Source organism: Maricaulis sp., from assembly GCF_015665295.1.
GTDB lineage: Bacteria > Pseudomonadota > Alphaproteobacteria > Caulobacterales > Maricaulaceae > Maricaulis.
Window position 1 is genome coordinate 50,282 of the sequence record NZ_JADFAJ010000025.1, and the last position, 25,176, is coordinate 75,457.

Consider the following 25,176-nt stretch of genomic DNA (forward strand, 5'->3'; position numbering starts at 1 on the left):
GACGATCACTAGTCTTCCAGACGCATAATGAGGGGCGGGGTGGCATACCTCGCCCCCGATTTTGTCGGGGAGTGCGTCATGTCCACCATTCAGGCCTATGTGAAACAGGCATTCGGGACCTTCTCCGACCTGGTGGCCATGCAGGCCGCAGCGCTCCCTGACCGGAACGCGCTTCGCTGCGGTGATGACCGGCTCGATTATCGCGGCTTCGACGCCCGCGCCAACGCCATCACGGCCCGGCTCCAGGCCGACGGCGTGCAACCCGGCGGCGTGGTCGCGGTCTGCGCCGCCAGTTGTATCGATTACATGTGCCTGTTTCTCGGCACGCTGCGCGCCGGCGCGGCGATCTCACCGCTCTCGCCCTCCGCGACGCCGGCCCAGCTGGCGGCGATGATCCGGGATTGTGATGCCAGCCATGTCGGCCTTGATGCCGCCGTCTCGGCCCATCTTGCGGCCGAGATCGGCGAGCTGCAGGCCCGCATCCTGGCGCTGGAACCCGGCGCAGCCGGGGAGGCGCTGGATGACTGGCTGGGTGAGGGCGATGCGACGCCCGAGCCGGTCACCATCACGCCGGACATGGCCTTCAACATCATCTATTCGTCCGGCACGACGGGCACACCCAAGGGCATCGTCCAGTCGCACCGCATGCGCTGGCCACATCACAGCCTCACCGATCCGGTCGGCTTCGGTCCGGACGCGGTGACGCTGTGTTCGACGCCGCTCTATTCCAACACGACCCTGGTCAGCGTCCTGCCGACCCTGGCGGGCGGTGGCACGCTGGTCCTGATGCCGAAATTCAACGCGCGCGGCTTTCTGGAGCTGGCACAGCAGCACCGGGCGACGCATTCCATGCTGGTTCCCGTGCAGTATCAGCGCATCCTCGCCGACCCGGAGTTCGATCGTTTCGACCTGTCGGCCTACCGGCTCAAATTCTGTACCTCGGCGCCCTTCCCGGCCGGGCTGAAGGCGGACGTCCTCAAGCGCTGGCCCGGCGGTCTGGTCGAATATTACGGCATGACGGAAGGCGGCGGCACCTGTGTTCTGGTCGCCCACGAGCATCCCGACAAGCTGCACACGGTCGGCAAGGCGATGCCGGGACACGATATCCGCGTCATCAATGCCGGCGGGCAAGAATGCGCGCCCGGCGAGATCGGGGAAGTCGTCGGCCGGTCCGGTGCGATGATGACCGGCTATCACGGTCAGCCGGAAAAGACCCGCGAGGCGGAATGGTACAGCCCGGACGGCGAGCGCTTCATCCGCACCGGCGACCTGGCCTCACGCGACGAGGACGGCTTCTTCACCCTTGTCGGCCGGGCCAAGGACATGATCATTTCCGGCGGCATGAATATCTACCCCGCCGACCTGGAAGCGATCCTGCGCGCGCATGGCGATGTTGCCGATGTCGCGGTGATCGGCGTGCCCTCGGTCGATTGGGGCGAGACGCCCGTCGCCTGTGTTGTTCCGGTGGCGGGCAGTTCAGTGACGCCCGAGGCGCTCAAGGCTTACGCGAATGCGCAATTGGGCAAGATGCAGCGGATCAGTGCGGTCCGCCTGATGGCCGAACTGCCCCGCAGCGCCATTGGCAAGGTGTTGAAGCGCGAGCTGCAAGACCGCTGGGCGCGGGCCTAAACGGACCCTAGTGCGCCTGGTCCGGCGTCATCTTGAGCTGATAGCGGGTCCCGTCAAAGCCCTCGAAGGCCTCGGCGATCTGGGGATGCTCGACCGGCCCGTTCTCGGCGTCGGGCAGGAGATTGCCCTCTGACACATAGGCGCCGTAATAGCTGTCCTCGTTCTCGGCCAGCAGGTGGTAGAAGGGCTGGTCCTTGGACGGGCGGACGTTTTCCGGGATGGATTCATACCATTCCTCGGTATTGGCGAACTCCGGATCGACATCGACCACCACCCCGCGGAAGGGGAAGAGACGGTGGCGTACCACATCGCCGAGTCCGAATTTGGCGTTGCGAACGATCATGCTCAACACTCTGACACAAACTTGCCGGCGTGGACCATCCTCGCACGGCAGCCCCTATTTAGGGCGTTTGGAGCAATAAGCTACGGCCTGTGCTGCCATAGGTCACCCATCCTTGCAGGTCGGGCGCTTCCTTGTATCCTGCAACCAACAACGAGATCAGTCCGATTCGAGCCGCGCCCCGCGAACCCGCAAGCGGCGCGCCGGTCGGCAAGAGGTATATCATGGCGGAGCCATCGCCCCGGGGCTCTCCGGGCACGGACACCGCCGCACGCAAGCGGAGAGGTCGCAATCGCGCGCCATCTCCCGTGTACGGCGCGATCGATCTGGGAACCAATAATTGCCGCATGCTCCTGGCGCAGCGCTCGGGCGCGAGCTTTCATGTGGTCGACGCCTTCTCACGCGTTGTGCGGCTGGGCGAGGGGATTACCGGCTCCGGGGCCTTGTCACAGGACGCCATGGACCGTGCCGTTGAAGCGCTGAAGGTCTGCGCCGACAAGATCCGTCGCCAGAATGTCGTCAAGCATCGTTCGATCGCGACCCAGGCCTGCCGCATGGCGGCCAATGGCCAGGAGTTTCTCGACCGCGTCGAGCGCGAGACCGGGCTCATTTTCGATCTCATTTCCGCCGAGGAAGAGGCCCGCCTTGCCGTGCACGGCTGTGTCGACCTGCTCGACGAGGACAGGGATGCCGCCCTGGTTATCGATATCGGCGGTGGCTCGACCGAACTGTCATGGGTTGATCTGTCAGAGTGGCGTCGGCGCGGCGGTCGCGACAGTGGCGGTCGCCCGCCGATGAAGTCCTGGACCTCGACGCCCGTCGGTGTTGTGACGCTGTCCGAACGTTTCCCCGAGCGCGAGGATCGCGCCGAGTGGTACCAGGAGATGAAGACCTATGCGCGCGATCTGATGAAGACGCCGCGTGGCGCCAAGACGATGCGGCCGCTGTTCCGCGATGGTCGCGCCCATCTCGTGGGAACATCGGGCACCGTCACCTCGATGGCCGGTGTGCATCTTCGTCTGCCGCGCTATGACCGCTCTAAGGTCGATGGTCTGTGGATGACCGGCGAGGAGGCGCTGGATGCTTGCAAGCGCTTGCGCGAGCTGGACTTTCACGGCCGCTCCCAGGAGCCCACGATCGGTGCCGACCGGGCCGAGCTGGTGCTCGCCGGCTGTGCCATTTACGAGGCCGTCGCCGAGCTCTGGCCCGCCGACCGGCTGCGGGTCGGTGACCGGGGCTTGCGCGAAGGCATGTTGCTCAATCTGATGCGAAAGTCCAAGAAGCGCAGGCGCCGTCGCCGCAAGGGCGAGACAGCTGGCCCGGCGACGCAGACCACGGGACCGGACGAATGAGCGACGACGACAAGACACCGCCGGACGATCAGACCCCCAATGGCGAGCCGTCGGGTGAGGGCGCTGGCGGCGATGGTGATGGCGAAATCCCCGGTTGGGGCAGCAGCGACAAGCGTCGCCGCCGTGTCTCCGGCCCGATGAAGAAGGGCGGTGACGCGCGCGCCGCCAAGCAGATGTTCGAACGGGTCAAGACGGCCCGCGGCCGCAAGACCTCGTCCACGCGCTGGCTGCAGCGGCAGCTCAATGATCCCTATGTGAAGAAAGCCCAGATGGAGGGCTATCGCTCGCGCGCGGCCTACAAGCTGCTGCAGCTGGATGAGCGTTTCAAACTCCTCAGGCCGGGCATGCGCGTGGTCGATCTCGGCTCGGCGCCGGGCGGCTGGGTGCAGGTGGCGCTGAAGGCCGGCGCCTCGGAAGTGGTCGGTATCGACCTGCTGGAAATCGAGGCCATCGCCGGCGCGACCCTGCTGCAAAAGGATTTCACCGAGGAAGACGCGCCCGCCCTGGTAAAAGCCGAAATGGGCGGCGCTGCCGACGCGGTCATCTCCGATCTTGCCCCGTGGACGACCGGCCACAAGAGCACGGACCATTTGCGCATCGTTGCCCTGGCTGAAATGGCGGCCCATTTTGCGGTCGAGACCTTGAAGCCCGGCGGCTTCTTCATCGCCAAGGTCTTCCAGGGCGGCTCTGATGGCGAGCTCTTGAACCTGCTCAAGGCCAATTTCGAGAAGGTCCGCCACTTCAAGCCGGACGCCAGCCGCTCGGAAAGCGCCGAGACCTTTGTGGTCGCGATGGGGTTCAAGGGGTAGGGTCTCAGCCCGCCCTGTCCTCCGTCCGCTGGATCGACATCGGGACGCCATGGGCGCCCATTGCGACGGGAAGGTCATTTGCAGGCGCAAATGCGGCGAGAGGCTGGCGCGTGTTCGCCCCGCCTTGCCCGCAGCTCGCGCGGTGCCTAGCGTGATCTCATGGACACCCGCCCGGACAGTTCGGCGCTGCAACGCCTTTCAGACGGTATCTGGACCGCGTCCGGTGATGTCGTCACGGGTGTCGCCGGGTTCCACTACCCCACAAGGATGGTCGTCATCCGTCTTGATGATGACAGTCTGTGGGTCTGGTCACCGGTAGCGCTGAATGAAGCCTGCAAGCGCGAGATCGATGCGCTCGGACGGGTCGCCCATATCGTGGCACCCAACAGCCTGCACCATCTCGCCCTGGCCGACTGGCAGTCTGCCTATCCGGCTGCGTGCCTGCACGGCGCGCCGGGGATGGCCGCCCGGCTCCCCGATCTTGAATTCGACCGCGTGCTGACCGACACCGCCGATCCGGCCTGGGCCGGCCAGATCGATCAGCTCGTCGTGCCCGGTAACCGCATCACCACTGAAGTCGTCTTCTTCCACCGGGCCAGCGGCACGGTGATCTTTACCGACCTGATCCAGCACTTGCCGGATAACTGGTATTCCGGCTGGCGTCGCTGGGTCGCCCGCTGGGACCGGATGACCGGGGAGGAGCCGGCCGTCCCCGGCAAGTTCCGTCTCGCCTTCCGTGATCGACGGGCAGCGCGAGTCGTCATCGACCGTGTCCTCGCCTGGCCGGCCAGAACCGTCCTGTTCGCCCATGGTGCGCCGGTGCGGGACGATGCACACGCTTTTCTCAAGCGGGCCTTTGCCTGGTTGCGGTGAGGCTGGGGCGGGTGTCTTGATGTCAGGCGCCACAGCGCGCGGACTGCCCCATTGTTTGCTTGCTCGCTGACAAGCAAATTATGGCGATTGCTGCGCCGCGCGCGTTCGAAGACGCGTTGTTCAGCGCTTCATGCGTTCGGGTCCATTGAACACCTCCACAACGCGACATTTCAGCGGCCGCCCGCAGACCTCCCTTGCCACACGCTCGAATCCATTCTATTGCCGCGCCGCAAGCAGCTTAGAGGAGTCTCCCATGGAGATTCGCGAAGGTCTCACCTTCGATGACGTGCTCTTGCAACCGGGTCCGTCCGAAGTCCTTCCCGCCGATGCCGATGTTTCCACGCGTGTGGCCAGCGATGTCGCGTTGAAGATTCCGATGCTCGCCGCCGCCATGGACACCGTGTCCGAGAGCGGCATGGCGATCGCCATGGCCCAGGCTGGCGGCCTTGCGGTCATCCACCGCAATCTCACCATTGCCGAACAGGCCGAGGAAGTGCGGCGGGTAAAGCGCTATGAGAGCGGCATGGTGGTCAATCCGGTGACAATCTCGCCGGAAGCGACGCTTGCCGATCTGCGCGCCCTGATCGCCCAGCATCGCATCTCCGGCATTCCCGTGGTCGAGGGCGCCACGCCGTCACGACCGGGCAAGCTGGTCGGCATCATCACCAATCGCGATGTCCGCTTTGCCGATGATCCCAACGAGAAGGTCGGCAATCTGATGACGCGTGAGGTTGTCACCGTGAAGGTCGGCGCCTCGCAGGACGAAGCCCGCGCCAAGCTGCACAAGCATCGCATCGAGCGACTGCTGGTCGTCGACGATGAAGGCCGCTGCATCGGCCTGATCACCGTCAAGGACATGGAAAAGGCGCAGGCCTTCCCCAATGCCGCCAAGGACGCCCAGGGCGCGCTGCGCTGTGCGGCTGCGACCACGGTCGGGGATAGCGGGTTCGAGCGCGCCGAGGCGCTGATCGATGCCGGTGTCGATGTCGTCGTGATCGACACGGCGCACGGCCAGTCCAGATCCGTGCTCGACCAGGTCACCCGCGTGAAGAAGGCGTCCAGCCTGGCGCGCGTCGTGGCCGGCAATGTCGCCACCTATGACGGCGCCAAGGCGCTGATCGAGGCGGGTGCCGATTGCGTCAAGGTTGGCATCGGGCCGGGCTCGATCTGCACCACCCGCATCGTCGCCGGTGTCGGCGTGCCGCAGCTGACCGCGATCATGGATGCCCGCCGCGCTGCGGAAGGCACGGATGCCTGCATCATCGCCGATGGCGGGATCAAATTCTCCGGCGACATGGCCAAGGCGATCGCCGCCGGCGCCCATTGCGTCATGGTCGGCTCGCTTCTCGCCGGGACCGAGGAAGCGCCGGGCGAGGTCTTTCTCTACCAGGGCCGCTCCTACAAATCCTATCGCGGCATGGGCTCGCTGGGCGCCATGGCGGCAGGCTCCGCCGACCGCTATTTCCAGAAGGATACCGAGCGCATGAAGCTGGTGCCGGAAGGCATTGAAGGCCAGGTGCCCTACAAGGGCCCGGTCGGTCCGATCCTGCACCAGATGGTCGGCGGTTTGCGCGCTGCCATGGGCTATACCGGTTCGCGCACCATTGCCGACCTGCATGAGCGGGCGCAATTCGTGCGCATCACCAATGCCGGCCTGCGCGAAAGCCATGTCCATGACGTAAAGATCACGCGAGAGGCGCCGAACTATCCGACCACCAGCTGATCCCCAGGCGCGGGATCCGGCGGAGGGCAAGCACCATCACCGTATGGAGGCCATGCCCGGGCGGAGATTGCCGGTGTGCGGCGGGGTGGCTACCCCGCCGTCATCCATTTTGCCCCCGGGGGAGACAACACGATGACTGATGCCCTGATCTATCCGCTGCTGGTGCAGGTTGCTTTGACCTTTGCCCTGTTGTTCGCCAATGCGCTGATGCGCACCGGCGCCGTGGCCTCCGGCAAGGTGAAGCCGTCCGATATCGTGCTGGGCCAGCGGGCCTGGCCGAAACAGGTCCAGCAGGTCTCCAACGCCTTCCAGAACCAGATGGAAACGCCGACGCTCTTTTTCGTCGGTGTCATCCTGGCCATCATGCTGCAGCTGTCCGGTCCGGTCCTGCTGGCCCTGGCCTGGATCTGGGTCGCGCTGCGCCTCCTGCACGCTTTCATCCATTGCACCTCCAACAATCTGCGCCTTCGCTTCTACGCCTTTGCGGCTGGCGTCTTCGTGCTGTTGGGCTTCTGGGCCGTGCTGGCGATCGGAGTGTTCACGCGATGATGGCTGAACAACCCGCGATCGAGACGGGGCAGGATGTCCTATTCCTGCTCACCGGTGCCTGGGATGATGCCGATGGCGGTCCCTGGCTGTGCGCCGATTGCTGCACCATCGAGGGCGCCCTCAAGGTCAATCCGCACTGGGTGGATGCGGTGACGCTGGTGCGGGTGGAATATGCCCGCCCGCGCGCGCCGATTGTCGCCCTGCTGGACGCCGATCACCAGAACGCACCGACGCTGGTGCTCGCTGAGGACACGGTGGCCCATGTCGCGCCGGAAGCGGTCCTCAATGGACGCCGCCTCTATACCGACCCCAAGGCCATCTGCCGCCAGCTGGCGGCGTGCTATACCGGCGCCCAGCCGAAATAAACCGCGCCCGAGTGCGCCCTTACAAGACGGATATCCGACATGAGAGACGGCGCACGCATTGCCGCAGCCATCGAGATTCTCGACACGCTCCAGACCCAGCACCAGCCGGTGAAGGATGCGGTGCGCGACTGGGGCAAGGCGCACCGTTTTGCCGGATCCGGTGACCGCGCCTGGATCGGCGGGCTGGTGCTCGACGCGCTGCGTCACCAGGCCTCCACCGCCTACGCGATGGAAGAGGGCAATGCCCGGGCCCTGGCGATCGGCACGGTCGGCCGGGTCTGGGGCATCGAGGCGGATGCCATCGACGCCATGTTCGAGGGCGATGATCACGCTCCGGAAAAGCTCACCGATGGCGAGCGCGCGGGGCTCGTTCGCGATATTTCCGACGCGCCGCTGCACATTCGCGGCGATGTGCCGGAATGGCTGGAAGAAAGCCTGATCCGGGCCTTCGGCGAGGCGGCGGCCGAGGAGGGTCGCAAGCTCTCATCACGGGCGCCGGTTGATCTCAGGGTGAATGAAGCGAAGGTCGATTTTGACCGTGCTTTCAAGGAGGTATCGTCGAAACTGAAAGCGGCCGAGAATAGCCCCTTGGTTCGCTCGGGTATTCGGATTCCGCAGCGCGACCCGCGCGGCAAGGCGGCCGCCGCCGAGAGCATTCCCGCCTATGGCAAGGGCTGGGTCGAGGTCCAGGATATCGGGTCCCAGCTGGCAGCGCTCGCCTCGGGCGCCCGGGCAGGCCAGCAAATACTGGATTATTGCGCCGGTGCCGGTGGCAAGACGCTGGCCCTGTCGGCCCTCCTGCACAATACCGGACAGGTCCATGCCTGGGATATCGACTGGCGCCGCCTGCGCGCCATCTGGCCACGCCTCAAGCGCGCCGATGTGCGCAATGTCCAGGTCCATGACGATAGCGAAGACAAGGCCTTGGGCGATTTCGTTGAGAAAATGGATGTGGTTTTTTGCGACGCGCCCTGCACCGGAACCGGCACCTGGCGCCGTCGTCCGGACGCCAAATGGCGTCTCAAGCCGGTCTCCCTGCAAAAGCGCATGGCCGAACAGGACATCGTGCTGGAGCGCGGCCATCGCTATGTGAAGCCGGGCGGCCGCCTCGTCTACATCACCTGCTCCGTCCTGCCGGAGGAAAACGGTGACCGGGTCAACGCCTTCCTCGACAAGGTCGAGGGGTTCCGGCCGGTCCCCGTCATGGATGTCCTGATCCAGTCCGGCGGTCTGGGCGAGGGCGCGGAAGCCCTGCTCGAACCCTGCGTGACCGAACACGGCGCCCTCCAGCTCTCGCCGGGCCGGACCGATACGGACGGGTTCTATATCTGCGTGATGGAGCGAACGGAGGGCTGACGGCGGTCCGGGCCAGCCTGTGGCACGCCCATTGTCTCGGTTTTCTTCGCGATCACGATCCGGATGTGGTTCGGCGATCATCCGCCGCCGCATAGTCATGCCGCTTGTCAGGAACAAGCGGCCCTGATCTCCATCGAGACCGGCCAAATACGAGGCGTCGGTCCGCCAGCGCGCTCACCGCGGCCCTGGTGCTGGCTCTGGTCTCGGTCTTCAACGGTCCGGTTTCTGGCGGGGGCTTACACGGGCGATCAGTGCCTTTCCCGCGACAAGCAGGGGCTGTTCGACCAGCCGGTGTGTCAAGGCGCCCAGGAGGATACTGGCGCCCAGTCCGGTCGCATAAAGCACCAGCAGGGCTGGCAGCGTGCCCGGGATGAGACCGGGCAGAAGCCGCGCCAGAACACCGATAACAAGCAGATGGCCAAGATAGATGGCGTAGGACCAGTCGCCGATCGCCGCCAGCGCACGGGGCCAACGCGGCTGCCAGGCCAGCACGGCCCAGACGACGCCAATGGCCATTGGCGCGAAGATGATCGCTCGTGTGTCGGCATGGGAGAGTCCGTCAATGCCAGAGATCGAAGTCCAGCCGATTGCCAAAGCCAGGCCGAGCAGGGCAACGGCACTGGATGCGCCGCGCAGACGCGGCAGCCGGTCACGGAACTCCGCCAGAATCACGCCGGCGAGGAATTGCAGATTGAAGCCGCTGAGCGCCAGGACTGCCCAGGGCTGGTCGGGGTGAATGACGTCGCCAACCGATAAGAGGGTAAGGGTCGCCCACAGGGCGGCCGCACCAATTCGCCAGCGGCGCGGCAGGAAGAGCGCAAGTCCATAGACGAGGTAGAAATAGAGCTCATGAGTGAGCGTCCAGCCAACCATTAGCAGCGGCGGGTGGCCGGTCGGCAGGAGGGTCAAGGTTGTCAGCCATTCGATTGACCGGTCGGCGGAACCCATCTGCTCGCTGATCACCAGGTATCCGGCAAAGGTTACGGCGGTGAAGATCCAGTAGAGCGGGAATATCCGGTTGAGCCGCTTCAGTGCGAAGGACAGTGAAGGTCCCTTGGCCTGCCGGTAGAGCGTGTGGATGATGAAGCCGGAGATGACGAAAAAGACGTCGACACCGGCAAAGCCGACGAAACCGGCCTGCCCGACCAGATCAGCGCCGACAAAGCGGGCCCCGGCCTGGTGCAGGTGCCCGCCCACAACCATCAGAACGGCAATCGCCCGCAGGTATTGCAGCTCGATGATTTCGGCATGGGGGCGAGGGATCGGCATCGAATCTCCGGTCAGGCGGGCCGATCATGGCGCGACCGGTGAAGTGCGCGCAAGGTTGGCCCGCGCTGACGGGTCTCGCCAAGCGGGATCGTCAGCCGCGTGTGAAGACAAGCGAGAAAGTGACTGGCGCGACCGGAGTGATCGAGGGCAGGTTTGCCAGCTCCTGCAGTGTCGCAAGCCCGTCAGCGAAGCCGAAATCATCCGTGTGAAGCAGGACCGGGCCGCGACTTTCAACCAGCACATTGCGGCCATCGATATCGGTGACCATGACCTCGGCCTCCAGATTGACCGAGACGCCGTGCAGATCGAGCACGGCGTCCAGCGCCAGCGGGCGACGCTCGCCGACTTCGAGGTCTGCGAGGGCGGCGAGGTCGAGGGTGGTCGTCACGCGGGCCTGCGGGAAGTCCGCAGTCTGGAAGAAATGTTCGCGCATGCGTTCATTGCGGATCTCGATCCCGGTTTCGACGGTGTCGAGATCGATGATGAGAACCGCCAGGCCGCCGGCCTCAACCGATCCGCTGAGACCGGTAAAACTGTGGCCTTCGGCGACATCGCCAGCCTTGATCGAGACGAAGTCGAGATGTGACGCCGCGGCATCGAGTTGCCAGTCTGCGCCGGTCACCGGCTGGGAACAGGCAGCGAGTGCGGCGGCGAGGACGGCAATGACGGGCAGGCGCATGACGGTATTCCTGGGCGGCGGCTCGCCCCTACCTGCGCGTCCTCGGCGCGCGGTTCAAGTCCGGCGCAAGAAATTCACGCAAAAACCGCCAAAGCGCAGGCGGGGGCGATGCCGGGGCTGGTCAAGCGGGCTGACTCGCGCTATCGGGCCGCATGCTGACAGATGTTTCTGCCATCTCCCCACAATTCGACCCTTGGGACACCCGCGCGCGCGGGTGCGATCGCGCATGACCGACCAACACGACAAACTCCTCATCATCGATTTCGGCAGCCAGGTGACCCAGCTCATCGCCCGCCGCGTCCGCGAGAGCGGCGTGTTCTGCGAAATCCATCCCTATAACCGCGCCGACGCCGCCTTCATCGATGCCTATGATCCCAAGGCGATCATCCTGTCGGGCTCGCCGCACTCCACCCATTGGGACAATTCCCCGCGCGCCGACGCTTCGGTCTTTACCCGCGGCATTCCCGTTCTCGGGATCTGCTATGGCGAGCAGACCATGTGCGCCCAGCTCGGCGGCCGGGTCGAGGCCTCGGAAGAGCGTGAATTCGGCCGGGCTGACATCACGATCACCGAAGACAGTCCGCTGTTTGCCGGTTTCGGACCGATCGGTCATGAGGAACGCGTCTGGATGAGCCATGGCGATCGCGTCGCGGCGCTGCCGGAGGGTTTCAAGGTCATCGCCAAGTCGGGCAATGCGCCGTTTGCGGCCATCGCCGACGAGGATCGCAAATTCTACGGTGTGCAATTCCATCCGGAAGTCGTGCACACGCCGCGCGGTGCCGCCCTGCTGCACAACTTCACCCACCAGATCGCCGGTCTCAGCGGTGACTGGTCGATGGCCAATTTCAAGGATGAGGCGATCGCCAAGATCCGCGAACAGGTCGGCGACAAGCGGGTCCTGTGCGGTCTTTCGGGCGGTGTCGACAGCTCGGTCGCGGCCGTGCTGCTGCACGAGGCGATCGGTGACCAGCTGGTCTGCGTCTTCGTCGATACCGGCCTGATGCGCCAGGGCGAGGCCGACGAGGTCGTCACCCTGTTCCGCGAGCACTACAATATCCCGCTCGTCCATGCCGAAGCCGAGGATCTCTTCCTCACGGCGCTGGAAGGCGTGGATGACCCGGAGCAGAAGCGCAAGATCATCGGCAGCCTCTTCATCGATGTGTTTGACGAGAAGGCCAGGGAGGCCGGCGGCGCCGACTTCCTCGCCCAGGGCACGCTCTATCCGGACGTGATCGAAAGCGTCAGCTTTGATGGCGGACCCTCGGTCACCATCAAGTCGCACCACAATGTCGGCGGCCTGCCGGCGCGCATGAAGATGCAGCTGGTCGAGCCGTTGCGCGAGCTGTTCAAGGACGAGGTCCGCGCGCTTGGCCGTGAGCTCGGCCTGCCGGACGCCTTTGTCGGACGCCATCCCTTCCCGGGACCGGGCCTGGCCATCCGCATCCCCGGCGCCGTCTCCAAGGAAAAGGCCGACATCCTGCGCAAGGCCGATGCGATCTATATCGAGGAAATCAAGAAAGCCGGCCTCTATGACAAGATCTGGCAGGCCTTCTCGGTCCTCTTGCCGGTGAACACCGTGGGCGTGATGGGCGATGTACGCACCTATGACGCCGTCCTCGCCCTGCGCGCCGTGACCTCGGTCGACGGCATGACGGCCGACTATTATCCCTATGATCACGACTTCCTCGGCCGGGTTGCGACACGCATCATCAATGAAGTCCGCGGCGTAAACCGGGTCGTCTATGATGTGACGTCCAAGCCGCCGGGGACGATTGAGTGGGAATAGGGAGTTCCTGCACATCGCAAACCGCGCCCCGCGCGGATACGGCGACCTCCCGGCAAGGAATATATGGCGGGGCGTGCGCCCGTGCGCCCACTCTCGACGCAAGATGCCAGCCTTGCAATTACAAGATCCATTTTTCCCGGGCGAAGACCCGGGACCGACCGATCCCGACTAGAAGCGCTGTGTTTCCGGTTGGTCCCGGATAGCGCTGACGCGCTTCCGGGAAAAATGGTGTGGGGCGAAGGTCCACGCTTGGCGTCTTTCCTCACCACATCGCGGGGAGGGGTGACGCGCTTTGCGCGGCATCTCGGCCGGGCACACGCACTGTCCCACCTTCCTCCCGGGGCGTCACCCGCTCAAATGAGGGAAGGCCGGACCCGCACTGGAAACGATTTGCCTTGCCAAATTCCCCGACACCCGTCATATAGAGCGCACTCGAACTTGATTGCCGAATCTTCCGGGCGCGACTTGTCGCCTTCCTGACGCTCTTCCCTTTCAAATTTCGACACTTCGGGCATCCGTCGACACGCGGTCGGCGGGGCCCACCCAAATGTGACTGATTGATAAGGATCTCGTCATGGCTACTGGTACCGTTAAGTTCTTCAATACTTCCAAAGGTTTTGGCTTCATTCAGCCGGATGATGGCTCGACCGACGTGTTCGTGCACATCTCTGCTGTCGAGCGTTCGGGCCTGTCGACGATCAGCGAAGGTCAAAAGCTGACCTTTGAAGTCGTCCAGGACAAGCGCTCTGGCAAGAATGCTGCCGAGAATCTTCAGACCGTCTAAGGCCTGAGATTCTTGCCGGCGCCCAGCGCGACCGGTGACGCAATTGAAGAGGCCGGGCGATCGCCCGGCCTCTTTGTTTTTCGACCAACATCCGGAGACCGCCCATGACCACGCCTTATGCTGACCTCTTGCGGACCACGCCGAAAACGGCCCAGTCCCGCGCCGAGATTACCGACAGCACCGTCCGGTCCCTGCTTGATGAAGAAGCCGTTGAGCGTTCGGCCCAGCTGAAATCCCTGCGCGAGGCCCGCCTCGCCATGGAAGCCAAGGCCGCCGCGGCAGCCAAGCCGGCCGCGCCGAAGAAGCCGCGCGCCAGACCTCCGAAATTCGCCAACCAGTCCTAGGTTCGCGCCGCCGGCGCCGTTGGCTGAACGCTCACAGGGCGGCCAGGCGCTCGCGGAGCCGGGTCTTCGCGAAGTCGAGGAAGACCCGCATCTTGCCCGGCATCGCCCCGCGTCCGGCGTGGAGAAGATGCACGGGCAGGGGAGTCGGCTCGTAATCCTCCAGCAGGATGCGCATGGACCCGTCGCGCACGGCATCCGCGCACTGATAACCCAGCACCCGCGTCACGCCGATCCCGTCACGCGCAGCGGATACGGCTGCATCCGCCGTCGACACGGTGAGCCGCGCGCGCGGGGCGGCTTCGACAGGTTTGCCGTCGGGACCGGTAAAGCTCCATCGCCCGGCGGGCGACAGGATGTCGAAATGCACGCCGGGCAGCCTGTCCAGATCGCGCGGCGTTCCGGGCGTCCCGCAAGATGCCAGCAGATCCGGGCTTGCCGCCACGACCATGCGAACCGATCCCACCGGACTGGCGATCATGGTGCTGTCAGGCAGCGGGCCGATGCGAACGGCCATGTCGATATGCTCATCCAACAGGTGAAGGTTCCGGTCCGACAGGGCCAGGCGAACATTGATCTGCGGATAGGCCGCCAGAAAGTCCTGGATCACTGGCAGGACCTGCAAGCGTCCGAACGAGACCGGTGCCGTGATCATGAGCTCGCCGCGCGGCGTGTGGAACTCGCCGGCTGCCGCGCGTTCGGCGGCGTCAACCTGGTCCAGGATCCGGCGCGCCGATGCGATGTAGGCCTCGCCGGCATCGGTGAGGGTGAGTTTGCGCGTCGTGCGGGTCATCAGGCGTGTGCCCAGATGCGCTTCCAGCTCCGTAACCTGGCGGCTGACGGTGGCCAGGGGGATTCCGAGCGCCCGGCTGGCCGCAGAGAAACTGCCCTTCTCGACCACGTTCACGATGATCGACATGGCTTTCAGACGGTCCATGACTGTTCCGTTTTATGGAATAGAATTTCCCAAATCTAGGTTATTATCAATTTCAATGGAATGGCTATTTCTCCTCGGCAGAACGCGATCCCCGACGGATCGCCATGACACCGAAGGAGAAATCAATGTCCCGTCTGCCCATCCCGGACCTCGATGCCGTCCCGGCCGCCTCCAAACCCATTCTCGATGCTGTCCACAAACAGCTTGGCGTCGTGCCGAACATGTTCCGGCTGATCGCCTCGAGCCCGGCGGCCCTGGAGGGCTTTGCCGGCAATAATGGCGCTCTGTCCCGGGCGCTGGATGTGAGAACCCGCGAGCGGATCGCGCTCGCCGTCGCCCAGATCAATGGCTGTGATTACTGCCTCTCTGCCCATACCTATCTTGGCCTCAACCTCGCCAAGCTGACGCCCGAGGAAGTTGCCCGCAATCGCCGTGGGAAGTCCGGCGAGACCAAGGCCGACGCGGCGGTCGGCTTTGCTGCGAAAGTGGTGCGTGAGCGGGGCCAGGTGTCCGACAGCGACATCAAGGCGCTGCGCGACGCCGGTTACAGCGATGGTCAGGTCATCGAGATCGTGGCCCTGGCAGCGGAGAACGTTTTCACCAATCTCGTCAACAATGTCGCCCGGACCGATATCGACTTCCCGGTCGTTTCGGCCGCCGACGCGGCCTGACCTCGCGGCGGGCGAACCGGCTTTGCGGTTCGCCCGCTTTCCTTTCGAACGGGCAGGAGTTTCGCCATGAGTTACGGATATCTCGACACCGCAATCACCCCGAGCGTGCGGGCGGTCCAGGCAGAGATGGGCAGCGCGCGGATCTGGGAGGAATTCACACACGAGCGCGCCTTTGACAGTTTCACCCGCCACGAGATGGACTTTATCGCGGCACGCGACAGTTTCTACATGGCGACGGTCTCGGAGACCGGATGGCCCTATGTCCAGCATCGCGGCGGCCCGGCCGGATTTCTCACCGTGCTGGATGCGCGTACGCTGGCCTTCGCCGATTATCGCGGCAATCGCCAATACATCTCCGTCGGCAATGCCCGCGCCTCCGCCCGGGTCGCGCTCATCCTCATGGACTATGTGAACCGCGTGCGTCTCAAGATTTACGCGACCGTCGAATTCCTGCCAGCCGAGCCGAATACGGCGCTCGCCGAGGCGGTCCGTCGTCCGGGCTATCGCGCCAGACCCGAACGGATCGTGCTCCTGCACCTGGTCGCCTTTGACTGGAATTGCCCGCAGCACATCACGCCGCGCTACACCGAAGCTGAAGTCATCGAGACGATGCGGGGCGTGCGCGAGCGCTTGATCAGCCTGGAGGTGGAAAATGTCCGCCTGCGCGAGCAGCTTTCACAGACCGCAAGCGATGCGCGGCCGGAAGGCGGTGACGCATGACCGGGCTCGAACGGCCGCCGCTACCGCCCTTCAACACCCTGGCGGCGGCAGAACAGAAGGTCCGCCTGGCCGAGGATGCCTGGAATTCGCGTGACCCGGAACGGGTCTCGCTGGCCTATACGCGATGCAGCCAATGGCGCAATCGGGACATTTTCCTCACCGGTCGGTCAGAGATCATCGCCTTCCTGACCGCCAAGTGGGCCCGTGAGCGGGATTATCGCCTGATCAAGGAAGTCTGGGCGTTCCGGGACAATCGCATCGCCGTGCGCTTCGCCTATGAGTGGCGTGACCTGTCTGACCGCTGGTTCCGTGCCCATGGCAATGAGAATTGGGAGTTCTCGCCCGACGGCCTGATGCACCGCCGGATTGCCAGCATCAATGATGTCGCGATCGAGGCGGCCGATCGCAGATTCCTTTGGCCGCAGGGGCGGCGGCCGGATGATCACCCCGGCCTCAGCGAGCTGGGTTTGTAACGGAGCGGGATCGTCGGCGGGCTAGAGCAGGGCTTCGATCTCGCCGCGGATTTTCTCCGGCGTGTCCTGGGGACCGAAGCGCCTGACAACCCGGCCTTCGCGGTCGACCAGGAATTTCGTGAAATTCCATTTGATCGAGGTCGAACCCATCAGGCCCCTGGCCTGTGACTTCAGCCACGCATAGAGCGGGTGGGTCTTGGGTCCATTGACCTCGATCTTGGCGAACATCGGGAATTTTACATCATAGGTGAGTGCGCAGAAATTGGCGATTTCCGCCGCGTCGCCCGGCTCCTGCTTGCCGAACTGGTTGCAGGGAAAGCCGAGCACGGCGAGCCCCTTGTCGGCGAGGTCCTCATGCAGGGTCTCCAGCCCCTCATATTGCGGGGTGAAACCGCACTTGCTGGCCGTGTTGACGATCAGCATGACCTTGCCGGCATAGCCCGACAGGGCGACCTCCTGTCCGGAAAGATCGGTGGCGGTGAAGTCTTCGATGCGGCTCATGGGTGCGCTCCGGCTGGTTGCTTGACCTCAAACTGGGCCATTCGACGCACAAGGCAAGCCTCCTGGAGTGCCGGGCATGACGCGCTGGACAGACCGTATCGCGACACGCCGCGATCTTCCCTTTGATCCCGGCGCGGATCAGCTAGATTGCGGCGCAGTCCGGCCGGTTCGTGACGGGGAGAGCGAGATGATCGATACATTGCAGGCCCGCATCGAAGCGCTGGAAATCCATGTAGCGCATCAGGATGCGACGGTTGAGGACCTCAATGGCGTTATCCTCGACCAGCGCGAAGAGCTGGACCGGCTGACCCGCCGGATCAACAAGATGATGTCGCAGATCGATCAGCTGGAAGCCGCCGCGCCCGGCCCGGAAGTCACCAAGCCACCGCACTACTAGCCGCCTGCCCATTGAGGGTCAGGGCGCCGCGTCAGCCGTCTTTCCCGCCAGTGCCGAGCGTACGGCCGGCATGATCCTGCGGCTGACCGGCACCTCCGTCCCGTTGGCCAGGACCAGGCGGCCGGTGCCGCTCGCCTCGCGCTCGAGGGCGGAGACGAAGAGCGTGTTGACGATGTGCGAGCGGTGGACGCGCAGGAAGGCAGGCGGCAGCTCGCTCTCGAGACCGCCCAGCGTGCCGGTATAGAGCGTCGTCGCGCCGTCCTCGAAGTGCAGTTCAACATAATCACCGGCCGCCTTGAGCTGGACGATGCGATCGGTCGAGACATAATCCACCCGTCCCGCACTCACCAGCTGGATCTGGGCCGGTGCGGATTTCTGGCGGGCCTGGGCCAGCGCGGCCTGGAGCTGCAGCGCGCGCCCGGCCTCCACGCGTCGCTGACGCCGTTCGGCCACGAGCGACTGGGCCTGCTGGAAGATCAGGAAGCCCAGTGCACCGGCAGCAGCGTAGAAATAGCCAATATCGAGGAAGTGTGAGCCGAACTGGAGAATGGTCAGCCCCGTCAGCGTGAACAGGGCGAGCAGGGTGAGGGCGCCAGGCTTGCGCTGGATCGCCCAAAGGCCGGACCAGACGAGACCGGCTGCGGTCGCCGACAGGAAGACGCCGGCCGTTTTTCCGTCGAATCCGGGCCCAAGCGCCACGACGACCGTCATGATCATCGCGACCAGTGCCAGCCGGACCAGGCGGGAGAGCTGGCTGAGCGGTGTCATCCGCAAGAAGAGATAGGCCAGCAGGCAGAGGCTGAATCCGGCGGCACAGGCCGTGATCATCACCAGCCGGATATCGTGGAAGGGATAGGGGTAGGCGACCAGCCCGCGTGCCGACTCAACCAGCAGCTCGCAACCGGCGAACAGCGAGGCTGCCGCCAGCAGGATCGAGGCCTCGCGCTCCTCATTGCGCCAGGCCGTGACACCAAAGAAGACAAGACCGACCAGGAAGACCCCGAAAGTGATGAGGCTGGGCCAGTAGCTGGTGATGATGAAACGGGTTGGGTCCTGGTAGCGGCCGAACTGCACCGCGTGGATCGGCGAAACCAGTCTCAGCCAGCCGTGATGGGAGGACATGCGGATGTCGACGAAATTGTCGCCCGGGTGAACCAGTGTGTGCGGCACGAACAGGCTCGCATCGATCCGCCCGGGACGTTCACCGGCGCGATCATCGCCCGGTTCACCATTGGCACCGATCCGGGTGCCATTGATGTAAACCTCGCTCGACATCTTGCCCATGATGATCAGCCCGTAGGGACCGGTGCCATTCAGGCGCTCCGCCGCGATCGGCAGCCGCAGGCGGGCCCAGATATGACGGCCCTGCGGATCAAGATCGTAGATGTGCACCCTCCCGCATTCCGGGCTGTCATAGTCAGGTGGTGCCTGGTCGGCCTCGGAGGCCGGGCAGACCTGTACCGGCTCGACGGCGACCTGCGAGAGCGGCTGGGCGCCAGCTGTGCCCCAGGGCCCGGCGCCCGTGAACAGGAGGCAAAGCGCGCAAAGGGCGGCGAGGGGAGAAGGACGAACGGCCATGTTGCCCAGACTAGCGGTCGATCCGCCCAACGTCCCGCCATTTGTCGGTCGGTGACTGCCGCTGACCGATTGCCGGATGCCCGGCGCGCCTGAAAGCGCTTCCATGTCGATGTGCCGGGGGGCACCCGACAATGCGGAGACCGCCATGATATTCCCGAGATTTACCCTGCGCACCGGCCTGATGGCCGGTGCCCTGTTCGCCCTGTTCCCGGCCTCTGACGTCCTGGCTGAAAGCCCGGTCGAGGAGGCCATCACCTTCACCGCCCAGAGCGGCGAAACGGTCGACGCGTTTCGCGGTGAGCTGCGCGTGCCGGAAAACCGGTCCGATCCGGACAGCCGGATGATCGCGATCCGCTATCTGCGCTTCCCGGCGACGGGTGAGGTCGCCGGGCCGCCGATCATCTATCTCGCGGGGGGGCCGGGCGGATCCGGTTCGGGAACAGCCCGAGGCGCGCGCTTCCCGCTCTTCATGGCCATGCGCCAGCATGGCGATGTGATCGCCTTCGACCAGCGCGGTACCGGCCTGTCGGATCAACCGCCAGCCTGCCAGTCCGGCGCGATGTCGGATGACAGCGTTCGGCGCAGTGATGCCGACATTGTGGCCGGCTACCGGTCGGCGCTGGAATATTGTGCGGATTTCTGGGCAGAGGCGGGCGTTGACCTGCTCGGCTATACGACGGCGGCGAGTGTCGCGGACCTGTCCGACCTGCGAGAGCACCTCGGTGGCGACCGGATCTCGCTGTGGGGCATTTCCTATGGCAGCCATCTCGCCCTGGCCGCCCTGAACGCGATTCCCGACGAGATCGAGCGGGTTGTGATTGCCAGCGCGGAAGGTCTCGACCAGACCGTCAAGCTGCCGGCCCGCACGGATGCCTATTTCGAACGCCTGCAAGCGGCCATCGACAGCCAGCCGGCCGCCGCCGCGCTCCATCCCGATCTTGCCGGATTGATGCGCCGGGTCCATGACCAGCTGGAGGCGAATCCCTTGCTGATCGAGCTGCCGCAATCCGATGGCAGCAGCCTCCCCTTCCTGTTGCAGCGCCATCACATGCAGCAATTCGCCTCCGGCCTGATCGCCGATCCCGCCAATGCCGGCATGTTGCCGTTTCTCTACAGGCAGGTCGAGGCTGGCGATCCGACACTGATCACCATGCTGCTGTCGTATTTCGTCACGCCGGGCGAGGGTATCACCCTGCGTGCCATGCCGACGGCCATGGATATCGCGTCCGGTGTGAGTGCCGGGCGGCGCGCCCTGTTCGAGGCCCAGGCGGAAACCGGGTTGATCGGCCCCTATCTCAATTTTCCGATGCCGCAACTGGCCGGGGCGATCGACGGACTCGATCTGGGTGACGGTTTCCGGGCCGGGCCAACCGGCGACACGCCGGTCCTGCTTCTGACCGGTACGCTGGACGGTCGAACCTATCCGCAGGCCCAGGTCGAGGCCGTCGCCGGTTTGACAAATGTCAGCCAGGTCATCGTACGCAATGCCGGGCACAATCTCTTCATGACCACGCCGGATGTGGGCGAGGTGATGCATGAATTCATGCGCGGGGAGGCGGTGACCACCACCGAAATCGTCATCGACCTGCCGGATTTCTCGAGGCACCCCTTCCAGCGCTGAGACGCCGCATCGCCTGCAAGGCGCAAGACAAGCCCCGCCGGCCTCGCTAGGCTGGCGGGGCTTGCCTCCGGGGCGATCAGCAGCTGCGGCTTCAAGCGCGTGCTGCAATTATTTTCACCGGCCTGCATCCATGCGCTGGCCCGGCGGCGACACAGGTCAAAGGCCTGGTGCTGGACCGGCCGACACGACAGGTCAAACAGGAGATCATCCGATGGCAGAGATTTTTCAGGGATATTGGTGGTTGCTCTTCCCGCTCGGCTTTTTCGTCGCGGCGGGCTGGGGCAGCTTCATGCGCTACAAGCGCACCCAGGCCAAGATCGACCTGCTGAAGACCTATGCGGCCTCTGGCAAGGAGCCGCCGGCGGACCTGATCGCCAGCCTCGATGATCCCGGTGATGGTCGCCATGACTGGACCGGCGGTGACGGCGATGGCGATTCCAAGCGCGGTGGCGGCAACGCCTTCCTCGTCATCCTGTTTGCCGGCTTTGCATCGGTCTTTGCCTATGAGGGCTATGCCGGTCTTCTGGGCATGGGCGATGTCGCCTATTTCGTGTCGCTGATCTTTGTCGTCCTGTCCCTGTCCTTTCTTGCGGCGGCGATCTTCAAGCGCAAGGACTAGGCAGACCGATGACGTCCCAACCGACGGACGCCGCGCTGGTCGCGGCGGCCCGCTCGGGCCAGGACGCAGCCTTTGCGCGGATCGTTGATCGCTACCAGGCGCCGATCCGCGCTTTCCTGCGTCGTCTGTGCCCCTGGGAGGGTGATGCTGACGATATGGCCCAGGAAGCCTTCCTGACGGCCTGGACCCAATTGCGCGGCTTGCGTGATCCCGGGCGCCTGAAACCCTGGCTGTTCGCCATCGCCTGGCGCAAGGCCAAGGGGCAGGCGCGCTCGATGGCTCGGACCCGGCAGCGCGACCATGACTGGCAGGACATGCGGCCCGAAGCCGATGATCCACAGCCGGACAAGGCGATCGCGCTGGGGCAGGCGCTGGCGCAGCTGTCGCCGGAACAACGCGCCGCCGTGTCGCTGTGTCTGGGTGAGGGCTGGACCCATGCCGAAGCGGCCGGGGTCTTGGATATGCCGCTGGGGACTGTAAAGTCACATGTGCTGAGAGGCCGCGCGCGCCTCGCAGACATTCTGGGAGTGGATGATGAACACGCCTGATCCGCTGGCCGGCTTCTTTGCCGCCGATACGCCGCCGGCCATGGACCGGGTCTTCAGGACCGCGGTGATGGAACGGGTTGCGCGCCGGCGTTTCCAGATCGAGCTCGCCCTTCGCTGTGTGGCGACCCTGTGCCTTCTGGCCGGGCTGGCCTTGGTTGCGCCGGTCCTGCAGCGCCTGGCGGGCTTGCTTGGCCGCGATCTGTCAGAGGTCCTGGTCATCCTCGCCCTGTCCGGCGGCATCGCCTTTATCGGGCATGCCTGGCTGACCCGCGCGGCCTCGTTTGAATGGCCGCGGCTGCGCCTGTTTTGACCCCGTGCGCAATGGCGCACCCCATTTGCCACGCGACAGGCCGGTGAATCGCCTATAATCAGGGTCAAACGGGGGAATGGCGCATGCTGGTATTGGCGGTCGGTCTGGTTTTGTTTCTCGGTGTGCACTTCCTGCGCGTTGTGCCCGGCGCGCGAGACGGCCTTCAATCCGCGCTCGGCGCGACCCGCTACAAGCTGATCTATACCGCGATCTCGCTGACCGGCTTCGGCCTGATCATTTACGGCAAGATCATCGCCCATCCGACCCCGGCTGTCTGGCAGGCGCCCGACTGGGGGCGTCATCTCGCGCTATTGGCCGTGCCGCTGGGGATCATCCTGATCGCGTCTGCCTATGCGCCCGGCCATATCCGGCGCTGGGTGCGTCATCCGATGCTGGCCGGCGTCGTGCTCTGGTCCGGCGCTCATTTGCTGGCCAATAGCGAGGCCTCGGCGGTGCTGTTGTTCGGCAGTTTCTTCGTCTGGTCCCTGATCACCTTCGTCGCGGCCTGCTTCCGCGAGACCCCGCCGCCGGTCGTGAAAGGCTGGGGTGGCGATCTGACGGCCATTGTGCTCGGCCTTATTGCGGCACTCATAATACTGAATTTGCACATGTATTTGTTTGGTGTCGCGGTTATCGGCTGATCTTTGCATCCAAATGCGAACGTCGCCGCATCTCATGGTCAAAGCAGGCGTTGAGAACGCCTCGACCATTAGCAGGAGTAGCAAAATGGACTTTTCGGTTATGTTGGTCTCCCTGGCCCCGTTCATCATGGTGCTGGGTATCGTCTGGGTCGCCGTGAATGCCGGAACGCAAAAGCGCAAGGCGACGCTGAATACGATCGAGGAGGCAATTCGCGCCGGTCAGACAATCGATCCGGATACCGTTCGCGCCCTCGGCATGCCGCGCAAGGACCGCAATGGCGACCTGAAAGCGGGCCTCATCCTGATCGCGGTGGCCGCAGCCTTCATGGTTCTGGGCTGGACGGTCGGCATGGTCGAAGGCGAAGAAGAGGCCATGTATATCATGCCGGCCCTGGCCTCGTTCCCGGGCTTTATCGGTCTGGTTCTGGTAGGCTTCGGTCTTCTGGGCAAAAAGAAGCAGGACTCCGAGTAACCGGAGCGGGTCGATGAAGGCGTCGGACGAAGAACTCACAGCCCTGGTGGTCGCCACGAATAACCCGGCGGCCTTCGGGGAACTGGTCCGGCGCCATCAGGGCCTGGTCCGCGGCATGCTGCATCGCATGTGCCGCAACCATGCCCTGGCCGATGATCTCGCCCAGGATGCCTTCATCCGGGCCTATGAGAAGATCGGCAGCTTCAAGGGCACGGGCTCGTTCAAGTCCTGGCTGTGCTCGATTGCCTATACCCAATTCCTGATGTCGGCGCGCAAGCGCAAGGCCACGGAGCGGGTGCTGGAGAAATACCAGATCGGTATGGATGACAGCGAAGCGCCGCGGGACATGGGCAATGTGGTTGATCTTGACCGCGGGCTGGCCACGTTGAAAGAAGACGAACGGATCGCGGTTGTGCTATGTTATTCTTGCGGTATGTCGCATTCGGAAGCCGCTGAGGCGACCGGTATGCCGCTCGGGACGGTCAAGTCGCATGTCAATCGCGGCCGGGCCAAATTGCAGGCGTTCTTCACGGACGCGGAGGTGATGGCGTCATGACGATGGATGATGCATTTGATGCACGGCTCAAGGCCGCCTTCGCACAGGCCGCCGAGCCGCTTGAAACCGAAACCGAGGCCGACATCTTCTCGCACCGGGTGGTCAGGCAATTGTCCAATCCCGATCGCAAGCGGATCCTATTGCTGGGCGGAGCCGGCTCGACCGGGTCGGCGATTGCCGGCACCCAGCTTGAGGGCCTGCTCGGCCAGGTCCACCTGCCAACTGATGGCCTGCTTGCCAATGTCGGCTTCCTGATGAGTCCGGAAGTCATGGCGGCTGCCGCGATGGCGATAGCGGTGGGTATCGTGGCAACAGTTCTGCCGCGTCGCATCGCCTGAGGCTTTTGCAGCGCAGCATGCTGCGCTAGGGTCCGGCCACCCAAGTTCCGGAAGGCCGTTCTCATGTCTGCCCAAAACCAGGTCCGCCGCGTCACGGCGCCGGATATCCGTGCCCGCAAGGGTGGTGAGCCGCTCGTCTGCCTGACCGCCTATGACGCGCCGATGGCGCGCATTCTCGATCCGCATTGCGACCTGCTTCTGGTCGGCGACAGTGTCGGCATGGTGGTACACGGGCTGGAGTCCACGATCGGCGTGACGCTCGACATGATGATCCTGCACGGCCAGGCCGTCATGCGGGGGGCCAAACGCGCCCTGGTTGCCGTCGACATGCCGTTCGGCAGCTATGAGCAGTCGCCTGAGCAGGCCTTTGCCAATGCTGCCCGTATCATGGCGGAGACCGGCTGCCAGGCGATCAAGATCGAAAGCGGCACCTATGCCGCCGAGACCATCCGCTTCATGGCCGAACGCTCGATTCCGGTGATCGGCCATATCGGCCTGCGGCCGCAGGCGGCACTCGCCGATGGCGGATTCCGGGCCAAGGGGCGCACCGATGCGGAGCGTCAGCGTGTGATCGACGAGGCGATTGCCACGGCCGAAGCCGGTGCCTTTGCCATTGTTATCGAGGGTGTCGCTGAAGACCTGGCCCGCGAGATCACCGAGACCGTCGCCGTGCCGACCATCGGTATCGGTGCCTCGGCCGCCTGTGACGGGCAGATTCTCGTCACCCAGGACATGCTCGGCGTGTTCGACTGGACCCCGAAATTCGTCAAGCGCTACGACAATATGGCCGAGCGTACGGACGCGGCGGTGGCGCAATATGCCAGCGATGTCCGTGACCGCAGCTTTCCCTCGCAGCGCGAGGTCTACACGATGAAGCGTTCTGACGGCTGACCTCTGTTGCGGCAGGGGGGTAGTGACGCTAGGGTCCGCCGCACATTG

At 64.6% G+C, this 25,176-nt stretch carries 30 protein-coding genes and 1 pseudogene; 25 read left to right on the forward strand and 6 right to left on the reverse strand.

Annotation, left to right across the window (positions count from 1 at the left end):
- The first annotated feature begins 78 nt into the window (after positions 1-78).
- On the forward strand, positions 79-1,629 hold the full coding sequence (locus tag QZZ02_RS11675; protein WP_291844651.1) for a class I adenylate-forming enzyme family protein: 1,551 nt from the start codon (positions 79-81) through the stop codon (positions 1,627-1,629).
- Between the two features lie 7 nt (positions 1,630-1,636).
- Here the strand turns inward: QZZ02_RS11675 and hspQ are convergent, their stop codons facing one another.
- Entirely contained in the window at positions 1,637-1,972 is a 336-nt protein-coding gene (hspQ, locus tag QZZ02_RS11680; RefSeq protein ID WP_291844652.1) for a heat shock protein HspQ, read from the reverse strand.
- Positions 1,973-2,277: 305 nt separating this feature from the next.
- Between hspQ and QZZ02_RS11685 the strand changes: the two genes are divergently transcribed.
- From QZZ02_RS11685 to QZZ02_RS15080, 8 genes and pseudogenes are all read left to right on the forward strand, one after another.
- Entirely contained in the window at positions 2,278-3,321 is a 1,044-nt protein-coding gene (locus tag QZZ02_RS11685) for a Ppx/GppA phosphatase family protein (RefSeq protein ID WP_291844653.1), read from the forward strand.
- Positions 3,318-4,130 (forward strand): RlmE family RNA methyltransferase, encoded by an 813-nt coding sequence (locus QZZ02_RS11690; RefSeq protein ID WP_291844654.1) that lies wholly within the window; start codon positions 3,318-3,320, stop codon positions 4,128-4,130. The genes QZZ02_RS11685 and QZZ02_RS11690 overlap by 4 nt, the downstream gene beginning before the upstream one ends.
- Before the next feature lie 159 nt (positions 4,131-4,289).
- Positions 4,290-5,003, forward strand: coding sequence for a DUF4336 domain-containing protein (locus tag QZZ02_RS11695; RefSeq protein WP_291844655.1), 714 nt, complete (start codon positions 4,290-4,292; stop codon positions 5,001-5,003).
- Between the two features lie 253 nt (positions 5,004-5,256).
- Positions 5,257-6,726, forward strand: a complete 1,470-nt coding sequence (guaB, locus tag QZZ02_RS11700) for an IMP dehydrogenase (RefSeq protein ID WP_291844656.1) — start codon at positions 5,257-5,259, stop codon at positions 6,724-6,726.
- A gap of 132 nt (positions 6,727-6,858) precedes the next feature.
- Positions 6,859-7,275 carry an MAPEG family protein gene (locus QZZ02_RS11705; protein ID WP_291844658.1) on the forward strand — a complete coding sequence of 139 codons (417 nt, stop codon included), beginning with the start codon at positions 6,859-6,861 and terminating at the stop codon, positions 7,273-7,275.
- Positions 7,272-7,640 carry a DUF3088 domain-containing protein gene (locus QZZ02_RS11710; protein ID WP_291844660.1) on the forward strand — a complete coding sequence of 123 codons (369 nt, stop codon included), beginning with the start codon at positions 7,272-7,274 and terminating at the stop codon, positions 7,638-7,640. Before QZZ02_RS11705 ends, QZZ02_RS11710 begins: the two co-directional genes overlap by 4 nt.
- 39 nt (positions 7,641-7,679) lie before the next feature.
- Entirely contained in the window at positions 7,680-8,996 is a 1,317-nt protein-coding gene (locus QZZ02_RS11715) for an RsmB/NOP family class I SAM-dependent RNA methyltransferase (protein WP_291844661.1), read from the forward strand.
- Between the two features lie 63 nt (positions 8,997-9,059).
- Positions 9,060-9,137: pseudogene (locus tag QZZ02_RS15080) on the forward strand (hypothetical protein); the annotation flags it as partial.
- Positions 9,138-9,206: 69 nt separating this feature from the next.
- Here QZZ02_RS15080 and QZZ02_RS11720 read toward each other — a convergent pair.
- Positions 9,207-10,265 (reverse strand): acyltransferase, encoded by a 1,059-nt coding sequence (locus tag QZZ02_RS11720; protein WP_291844662.1) that lies wholly within the window; start codon positions 10,263-10,265, stop codon positions 9,207-9,209.
- A 91-nt stretch (positions 10,266-10,356) separates the two neighbouring features.
- Complete coding sequence (locus tag QZZ02_RS11725) at positions 10,357-10,944, reverse strand: YceI family protein (protein WP_291844663.1); 588 nt, start codon at positions 10,942-10,944, stop codon at positions 10,357-10,359.
- Between the two features lie 226 nt (positions 10,945-11,170).
- On the opposite strand from QZZ02_RS11725, the gene guaA reads away from it, so the two are divergent.
- From guaA to QZZ02_RS11740, 3 genes are all read left to right on the forward strand, one after another.
- The gene (gene guaA / locus QZZ02_RS11730; RefSeq protein WP_291844664.1) at positions 11,171-12,730 is read left to right on the forward strand and encodes a glutamine-hydrolyzing GMP synthase; all 1,560 of its coding nucleotides are present in this window, start codon (positions 11,171-11,173) and stop codon (positions 12,728-12,730) included.
- 574 nt (positions 12,731-13,304) lie between these two features.
- The gene (locus QZZ02_RS11735; RefSeq protein ID WP_075189621.1) at positions 13,305-13,514 is read left to right on the forward strand and encodes a cold-shock protein; all 210 of its coding nucleotides are present in this window, start codon (positions 13,305-13,307) and stop codon (positions 13,512-13,514) included.
- Between the two features lie 104 nt (positions 13,515-13,618).
- Entirely contained in the window at positions 13,619-13,858 is a 240-nt protein-coding gene (locus tag QZZ02_RS11740) for a hypothetical protein (protein WP_291844667.1), read from the forward strand.
- A gap of 31 nt (positions 13,859-13,889) precedes the next feature.
- Here QZZ02_RS11740 and QZZ02_RS11745 read toward each other — a convergent pair whose 3' ends face one another.
- A complete protein-coding gene (locus QZZ02_RS11745) occupies positions 13,890-14,792 on the reverse strand; it encodes a LysR family transcriptional regulator (RefSeq protein ID WP_291844668.1) in 903 nt (300 codons plus the stop codon).
- A 125-nt stretch (positions 14,793-14,917) separates the two neighbouring features.
- On the opposite strand from QZZ02_RS11745, the gene QZZ02_RS11750 reads away from it, so the two are divergent.
- The 3 genes from QZZ02_RS11750 (at position 14,918) to QZZ02_RS11760 (ending at position 16,656) form a co-directional block, all read left to right on the forward strand.
- Positions 14,918-15,463, forward strand: a complete 546-nt coding sequence (locus QZZ02_RS11750) for a carboxymuconolactone decarboxylase family protein (RefSeq protein WP_291844670.1) — start codon at positions 14,918-14,920, stop codon at positions 15,461-15,463.
- Between the two features lie 66 nt (positions 15,464-15,529).
- Positions 15,530-16,183: a pyridoxamine 5'-phosphate oxidase family protein gene (locus tag QZZ02_RS11755; RefSeq protein WP_291844671.1), complete on the forward strand. Its 654-nt coding sequence runs from the start codon at positions 15,530-15,532 to the stop codon at positions 16,181-16,183.
- Positions 16,180-16,656 carry a nuclear transport factor 2 family protein gene (locus QZZ02_RS11760; RefSeq protein WP_291844672.1) on the forward strand — a complete coding sequence of 159 codons (477 nt, stop codon included), beginning with the start codon at positions 16,180-16,182 and terminating at the stop codon, positions 16,654-16,656. The genes QZZ02_RS11755 and QZZ02_RS11760 overlap by 4 nt, the downstream gene beginning before the upstream one ends.
- Positions 16,657-16,677: 21 nt before the next feature.
- On the opposite strand, the gene QZZ02_RS11765 is transcribed toward QZZ02_RS11760, so the two are convergent.
- Positions 16,678-17,157 carry a glutathione peroxidase gene (locus QZZ02_RS11765; protein WP_291844674.1) on the reverse strand — a complete coding sequence of 160 codons (480 nt, stop codon included), beginning with the start codon at positions 17,155-17,157 and terminating at the stop codon, positions 16,678-16,680.
- Between the two features lie 76 nt (positions 17,158-17,233).
- Between QZZ02_RS11765 and QZZ02_RS11770 the strand changes: the two genes are divergently transcribed.
- Positions 17,234-17,554 (forward strand): SlyX family protein, encoded by a 321-nt coding sequence (locus QZZ02_RS11770; protein WP_291844676.1) that lies wholly within the window; start codon positions 17,234-17,236, stop codon positions 17,552-17,554.
- 18 nt (positions 17,555-17,572) lie between these two features.
- Here the strand turns inward: QZZ02_RS11770 and QZZ02_RS11775 are convergent, their stop codons facing one another.
- Complete coding sequence (locus QZZ02_RS11775; RefSeq protein ID WP_291844678.1) at positions 17,573-19,237, reverse strand: LytTR family DNA-binding domain-containing protein; 1,665 nt, start codon at positions 19,235-19,237, stop codon at positions 17,573-17,575.
- Positions 19,238-19,277: 40 nt separating this feature from the next.
- Between QZZ02_RS11775 and QZZ02_RS11780 the strand changes: the two genes are divergently transcribed.
- The 9 genes from QZZ02_RS11780 to panB all read left to right on the forward strand — a co-directional run bounded on the left by QZZ02_RS11780 (position 19,278) and on the right by panB (position 25,128).
- Positions 19,278-20,753, forward strand: coding sequence for an alpha/beta fold hydrolase (locus tag QZZ02_RS11780; protein ID WP_291844680.1), 1,476 nt, complete (start codon positions 19,278-19,280; stop codon positions 20,751-20,753).
- A gap of 211 nt (positions 20,754-20,964) precedes the next feature.
- Positions 20,965-21,372, forward strand: coding sequence for a hypothetical protein (locus QZZ02_RS11785; RefSeq protein ID WP_291844681.1), 408 nt, complete (start codon positions 20,965-20,967; stop codon positions 21,370-21,372).
- An 8-nt stretch (positions 21,373-21,380) separates the two neighbouring features.
- Entirely contained in the window at positions 21,381-21,920 is a 540-nt protein-coding gene (locus QZZ02_RS11790; protein WP_291844683.1) for an RNA polymerase sigma factor, read from the forward strand.
- Positions 21,907-22,230 (forward strand): hypothetical protein, encoded by a 324-nt coding sequence (locus QZZ02_RS11795; protein ID WP_291844684.1) that lies wholly within the window; start codon positions 21,907-21,909, stop codon positions 22,228-22,230. Before QZZ02_RS11790 ends, QZZ02_RS11795 begins: the two co-directional genes overlap by 14 nt.
- A gap of 83 nt (positions 22,231-22,313) precedes the next feature.
- Positions 22,314-22,871, forward strand: a complete 558-nt coding sequence (locus QZZ02_RS11800; protein WP_291844685.1) for an NnrU family protein — start codon at positions 22,314-22,316, stop codon at positions 22,869-22,871.
- Positions 22,872-22,956: 85 nt separating this feature from the next.
- Positions 22,957-23,343 carry a DUF6249 domain-containing protein gene (locus tag QZZ02_RS11805; RefSeq protein WP_291844686.1) on the forward strand — a complete coding sequence of 129 codons (387 nt, stop codon included), beginning with the start codon at positions 22,957-22,959 and terminating at the stop codon, positions 23,341-23,343.
- Between the two features lie 13 nt (positions 23,344-23,356).
- Entirely contained in the window at positions 23,357-23,899 is a 543-nt protein-coding gene (locus QZZ02_RS11810; RefSeq protein ID WP_291844687.1) for a sigma-70 family RNA polymerase sigma factor, read from the forward strand.
- A complete protein-coding gene (locus tag QZZ02_RS11815; protein WP_291844688.1) occupies positions 23,896-24,237 on the forward strand; it encodes a hypothetical protein in 342 nt (113 codons plus the stop codon). The genes QZZ02_RS11810 and QZZ02_RS11815 overlap by 4 nt, the downstream gene beginning before the upstream one ends.
- 63 nt (positions 24,238-24,300) lie before the next feature.
- Complete coding sequence (panB, locus tag QZZ02_RS11820) at positions 24,301-25,128, forward strand: 3-methyl-2-oxobutanoate hydroxymethyltransferase (protein WP_291844690.1); 828 nt, start codon at positions 24,301-24,303, stop codon at positions 25,126-25,128.
- Positions 25,129-25,176: the final 48 nt, after the last annotated feature.